Here is a 6,198-nt window from a genome sequence, read left to right as displayed (position 1 = left end):
GGTGATGAGCCTCGCCGACCTGCGCCGCCTCAGCGAGGACGGCGTCCGCTTCAAATCCCATATCGACGGGTCCGAGCACATGCTCAGCCCCGAATCCTCGATGGAAATCCAGAAGCTGCTCGGCTCCGACATCGTGATGTGCTTCGACGAATGCCCGGCGCTGCCGGCGGACCGGGCGCGGATCGAGGAGTCCATGCGCCTTTCCATGCGCTGGGCGCAGCGGTCGCGCGACGCCTTCGGGGACCGGCCGGGCCATGCGCTCTTCGGTATCCAGCAGGGCGGACTTGAAGAGGATCTGCGTGGCGAAAGCGCCGAGGCGCTCGCCGCCATCGGCTTCGACGGCTACGCCATCGGCGGGTTGGCGGTGGGCGAGGGGCAGGAGGCGATGTTCGGCGCGCTCGACTACGCGCCCGGCCAGCTGCCCGACGACAAGCCGCGCTATCTGATGGGGGTCGGCAAACCCGACGACATCGTGGGCGCGGTGCAGCGCGGCGTCGACATGTTCGACTGCGTGCTGCCGTCCCGCTCCGGCCGAACCGGGCAGGGGCTGACCCGCCGCGGTCCGGTGAACCTGAGGAACGCGCGGCACAAGGATGACCCCAGGCCGCTCGATCCCGAATGCGGCTGCCCGTGCTGCGCCGGCTATTCCCGCGCCTATCTGCATCATGTGGTGAGGGCGGGGGAGATCATCGCCTCGATGCTGCTGACCTGGCACAACCTGTTCTATTATCAGGAGCTGATGCAGGGTCTGCGCGACGCGATCGAGGCCGGGCGGCTCGACGCCCATGTCGCCGAATTCCACGCCCTGCGCGCCGAAGGCGACCTGCACCCGGTGTGAGCGGCGCGCGGCGGGCTTGCGCCCGCCCTACCCATTCGGCGTAGGGCGGGTGCGAACCCGCCGCCCCCGGGCCCGGCGGCGACGCCCTCGCCTAAATGCCCTGCCGCTCCAGAAATCCGTCGATGGCGGCCCAGACCTGCCGGCCGACCGCGCTGTCGGGGGCGTCCATCAGCGTCTCGTGCCGGCCGCCCTCGATCACCGCGAGCTCGGCGCCCGCGCCCCGCGCGACGTGCGCGCGCGCGCCCTCGGGCGAGACGATCGCCTCGTCGGAGCCGAGCAGGACCAGCCGCGGCACGGCCGGCGCCGGGGCTTTGCGCAGGGCCGCGGTCTCCGCAAAACCCGCCTCCAGCCAGCCCCAGGTCGGCATCGCCAGCGTCAGCTCGGGATGGTCGCGGGCCTGCGCCGCCAGCGCGTCCCAGGCGGCGCGGTCCGCCGTCAGCAGGTTGCCCTCATAGGGCGCATCCAACACATAGGTGCCGGTCGCCGTCCCCTTGCGCGCCGCCTTGCGCCCCATGCCGAGCCGCACCGCGGCCCAGGACAGCGCGCGGGCCGCGGCGAGCGTCACCCCGGTCATTCCGAAACGCCACATCGGGCCGGAGAAGATGGCGGCGGCCGGCCGCGTCTCGGGCGAGGCGAGCGCCCCGGTCAGGATCGCGCGCAGCCCGATGCACCCGCCCATGGAATGCGCGATCAGCACCCGCGGCCCGGGCAGGGCGGCGGCGGGGGCCCAGCCGGTCAGGGCCGCGATGTCGCGCTGAAACTCGTCGAAGCGGTTCACATGGCCCAGCCGCCCGGCCCGCCGGGTCGACAGCCCCTGACCGCGCCAGTCGAGCGAGACCGCCGCGAAACCGCGCGCCGCCAGCAGCCCCGCCAGCGGCGCGTATTTCTCGAGGTATTCGGTGCGCCCGGGGAACAGCAGCACATGCCCGCGCGGGGCGGCATCCGGCGCCGCCGGCCAAAGCGCTGCGCGCAGCCGGGCCCCGGCCCCGTCGCCGACCCATTCGCAAACCGCTGGGGCCGGCCCGCCGGCCAGCCCCCCCAGCCAGGGCGCGTCGTCGCCGGGACCCGGACCGCTCATCCCGCAACCCTCAGGACAGGACCGAGGCCAGCGCCATCGCCTTCGACATGTCGCCGTCGACGCGCAGCTTGCCGGTCATGAAGGCCGAGGTCGGGCTGGTTTCGCCCGAGACCAGGCCCCGGAAGGTCTTCTCGTCAGCCGAGATCACGCAGTCCGCGTCCGACCCGTCGTCGACGCTGACCACGTCGTCGTCGATGCGCAGCGCGCCGAGGCCCTCCACATCGAACTTCACCGAACCGTTCACCGAATTGCCGTCCAGCCGCTCGCGCAGCAGTTCCGCGGCATCGTTCAGGGTCTCGCTCATCGCGTCATGTCCTTCTCGTTCTTTCTCTCGCTCGCCGCCTGACCGCCGGCGATACCGTCGGCGCGGTGTTCACGCCGGTTCCGCACGCCCGGCCCCCGTCCATTTGACGCGCCCGCGCGCGAAAACGACGCGTCCTTGCGCCAACACGCGCAAATTTGACGTCGACGTCCCGCGCGCGACGCTCGCATTTCGCACGCGGCGCGCTAAACTGCCAGTCGTGATGCGCCAGACACCCCCCTTCTCCGCGGCCCTTCTCCTGGTCCTGGCAGGCGCCTTCGCGTCGTCCGCGATCTCGACCGGGCCCGCCTCCGCCCAGTCCGGCGCAAGCCCGGGCGGCGGATCGCCCTTCCCCGCCATGCCGCCGCCGACGCTGGTCATCCCCGCGCCGGGCTCTGCGAGCGAATCGGCCCCGCCGCTGGTCGCGCCCGGGCTCGACCCGACGCTCGACCCCGCCGCCGCCCGCGCGGCCCGGCTCGACACGCTCTTCGCCCGTCTCGCCGAGATCGACGCGGACGGGGCCGGCGACGCCGACGCCGACAAGGCGGAGGCGGAGATCCGGCGGATCTGGAACCGCTCCGGCTCCGACAGCATGGACCTGCTGCTGCAGCGCGGCCGCGATGCGCTCGAAGATCAGGACCTGGTCCTCGCGCTTCAGCATTTCGGCGCGATCACCGACCATGATCCGGGCTTCGCCGAAGGCTGGAACATGCGCGCCACCACCTTCTACCTGCGCGGCGATCTCGGCCAGGCGCTGGCGGATATCGAGCGGGTGCTGGCGCTGGAGCCGCGCCATTACGGGGCGCTGACCGGCCTCGCGGTGATCCTCGAGCAGCTGGGCCGCGACGCCGACGCGCTGAAGGCCTGGCGGGAGGCGGCGCGGATCAATCCCCATATGGAGCAGGCGCAGGAGGCGATCGACCGTCTCGCCGAAAGCGTGGACGGGCGCGAGATCTGAACCCCGACCCCGCCCCGATCCGATCCGCCCCCGATCCAGCCCGCACCGCCGCCCGCCGCACCGCCGCACCCCGCCACCGCGCCTCGTCCGCTCCCCCGCCCCCGGCGCGGGACCGGACGCCCGCCCTCTCGCCCCAGGAGGGACCCCCGGATGCTCGACGCACCCGCCGCCAAGGGCGCCCCCGACGCCAGCAAGAACAGCGCCGGCCACCCGCGCGACGCGACCGTCACCGCCGTGCTGGGACCGACCAACACCGGCAAGACCCACTACGCCATCGAACGCATGCTCGCCCATCGCACCGGGGTCATCGGCCTGCCGCTGCGCCTGCTGGCGCGCGAGGTCTATGACAAGATCGTCGCCATCCGCGGCCCCTCCGTCGTCGCCCTGGTGACGGGGGAGGAGAAGATCGCCCCGCCCCGCGCCGCCTATTGGGTCTGCACGGTCGAGGCGATGCCGATGGAGATCGGCGCCGATTTCGTCGCGGTCGACGAGATCCAGCTCTGCGCCGACCCCGACCGCGGCCATGTCTTCACCGACCGCCTGCTGCGCGCCCGGGGCCTGCACGAGACGCTGTTCCTCGGCTCCGAATCAATGCGGGGCGCCATCGCCGCCCTGATCCCCAAGGCCCGCTTCATGAAGCGGGACCGCTATTCGACGCTCACCTATTCGGGGGGCAAAAAGCTCAGCCGGATGCCCTCGCGCTCCGCGGTGGTCAGCTTCTCGGTCGATTCGGTCTACGCCATCGCCGAGCTGATGCGCCGCCAGCGCGGCGGCGTGGCGGTGGTGATGGGCGCGCTCTCGCCCCGCACGCGCAACGCCCAGGTCGCGCTCTACCAGAACGGCGACGTCGATCACCTGGTCGCGACCGACGCCATCGGCATGGGCCTGAACCTCGATGTGAAGCACATCGCCTTCTCCTCGCTCGGCAAGTTCGACGGCTTCGGCCACCGCGAATTGCGGCCCCATGAGCTCGCCCAGATCGCCGGAAGGGCCGGGCGCTACACCGAAAACGGCACGTTCGGCGTCACCGGCGAAGCGCACGCGCTGGATCCGGAAGTCATCGAAGCCATCGAAAATCACCGTTTCGCGCCCGTCAAACGCCTGATGTGGCGCAATCCGAAGCTGGAATTCGGATCGGTGGACGCGCTGATCGCCGCCCTCGAACGCCCGCCCGTAGCCCCGGGCCTCGTCCGCGCGCGGGAGGCCGACGACCTCGCCACGCTCCGCGCGCTCGCCGCCGACGAGGGGATCCGGGCGATGGCCATGGGCGGTCCGTCGGTCAAGCGGCTGTGGGACGTCTGCCAGATCCCGGACTTCCGCAAGGTATCGCCCGGGGAACACGCCGCGCTGACCAGTCGGATTTACCGGTTCCTCCTGTCGGGACGGGGCGCTATACCCTCCGACTGGATGGCGGGGCGCATCCGCATGGTGGACCGGACCGACGGTGACATCGATGCGTTGTCCAGGCGACTCGCCTTCATCCGGACCTGGACCTATGTGGCGCAGAGGCGCGACTGGGTCGAAGAGCCGGAAACCTGGCGGGACGCGACGAGAGATGTCGAGGACCGCCTGTCTGACGCGCTGCACGAGGCGCTGACACGAAGATTCGTCGACCGCCGCACCTCGGTGCTGATGCGGCGGTTGAAACAGAAGGAGAGGCTGGTGGCCGAGGTGAACGATCAGGGCGAAGTGTCGGCGGAGGGCCATGTGCTTGGCCGTCTCGACGGCTTCCGCTTCACGCCCGACCCCGGCGCGACCGGGGACGAGGCCAAGACGCTGCGCGCCGCCTCCACGCAGGCGCTGGAGGCGGAGTTCTCGCGGCGCGCGGACCGGTTCTACAACGCGCCCGACACCGAGATCGACCTGACCGAACAGGGCGGGCTGATGTGGGGCGAACATGCGGTGGGCCGGCTCGCCAAGGGCTCCGACCTGCTGGCGCCGGGCGTGGTGGCATTCGTCGACGAGATCGCGGCGGATGACGCGCGCCAGAAGGTCGAGCGTCGGCTGACCCACTGGATCAACCGGCGGATCGCGGCGCTCTATGAGCCGCTGACCAAGATGCGCGACGACGAGGCCCTCGTCGGGCTCGCCAAGGGCGTCGGCTACCGGATGGTGGAGACGCTGGGCGTGATCCCGCGGCCCGAAGTGGCCAAGGACGTCAAGGAGCTCGACCAGGAGGGCCGCGGCCTGCTGCGCAAGCACGGGGTCCGCTTCGGCCAGCACACGGTGTTCATGCCGGCGCTGCTGAAGCCCGCGCCGACTCGCCTGCGCATCGCGCTCTGGGCTTTGTGGGAGGAGCTCGACGACTTCCCCGCGCCGCCGCCCCCGGGCCTGGTGACGATTCCCGCGGTGCCGGGGATGCCGGCCGGCTTCTGGCAGCGCGCCGGTTATCGGCTCGCGGGCGAACGGGCGATCCGCATCGACATGCTGGAGCGTCTGGCCGACCTGCTGCGCGGCCAGGACCAGAAGTCCGGGTTCGAGGCGACGGCGGACATGCTGTCGATCACCGGCTGCACGCTGGACCAGTTCGCCGATCTGATGGCGGGCCTCGGCTTCAAGGCCGAGAAGGGCGAGCGCCCGAAGCCCGCCCCCGGCGCCAAGGAAGCCCCGGCGGCGGCCGCGCCGACCGAAGCGCCCGGCGTGACCGAGGCGCCCGCGGCCGATGCGGCCGTGACCGAGAGCGGGGAGGCCGAGAACGGCGAGGCCGCGCCCGAAGCCGAAGCGGCGCCGACCGCCGACGCGGCGGCGCCCGAGGCCGCGCCGGTCGCGGAGCCCGAAGCCGAGCCGGTCGCCGACGCGGCGCCCGAGCCCGCGCCCGAAGCGGCCGAGGCCACGGCCGAACCGGCCGTCGACGAACCGACCGCGGAGGCCGAGCCCGAAACGGCCGAAGCCTCCGAGCCGGCCGAACCCGCCGAACCCGTCGAAATGCAGCCCTTCTACACCTTCACATGGGCCCCGCGTCCGCGTGGCGGCGGCGGCCGCGGTCCTCGGCGTCATGCCGGCGGCGGCGGCGCGCCGGCGGG

The 6,198-nt window shown here is 72.4% G+C and carries 5 protein-coding genes; 3 read left to right on the top strand and 2 right to left on the bottom strand.

Translation table 11 applies throughout. The features are described from left to right. The coding region (tgt, locus tag ACTB72_RS20015) for a tRNA guanosine(34) transglycosylase Tgt (RefSeq protein WP_463038785.1) at nt 1–838 on the top strand (838 nt) is incomplete at its 5' end. A 91-nt stretch (nt 839–929) separates the two neighbouring features. On the opposite strand, the gene ACTB72_RS20010 is transcribed toward tgt, so the two are convergent. After that, a complete protein-coding gene (locus ACTB72_RS20010; protein ID WP_463038784.1) occupies nt 930–1,916 on the bottom strand; it encodes an alpha/beta hydrolase in 987 nt (328 codons plus the stop codon). A gap of 10 nt (nt 1,917–1,926) precedes the next feature. Beyond that, the gene (locus ACTB72_RS20005) at nt 1,927–2,220 is read right to left on the bottom strand and encodes an SCP2 sterol-binding domain-containing protein (protein ID WP_463038783.1); all 294 of its coding nucleotides are present in this window, start codon (nt 2,218–2,220) and stop codon (nt 1,927–1,929) included. A 220-nt stretch (nt 2,221–2,440) separates the two neighbouring features. Between ACTB72_RS20005 and ACTB72_RS20000 the strand changes: the two genes are divergently transcribed. Next, the gene (locus ACTB72_RS20000) at nt 2,441–3,175 is read left to right on the top strand and encodes a tetratricopeptide repeat protein (protein ID WP_463038782.1); all 735 of its coding nucleotides are present in this window, start codon (nt 2,441–2,443) and stop codon (nt 3,173–3,175) included. Nucleotides 3,176–3,325: 150 nt separating this feature from the next. Continuing rightward, nucleotides 3,326–6,198 (top strand): helicase-related protein (locus ACTB72_RS19995; protein ID WP_463038781.1); only part of this gene is annotated, 2,873 nt, incomplete at its 3' end.

It is taken from the genome of Albimonas sp. (assembly GCF_055129145.1).
This window is presented reverse-complemented; position numbering and strand designations above follow the sequence as displayed.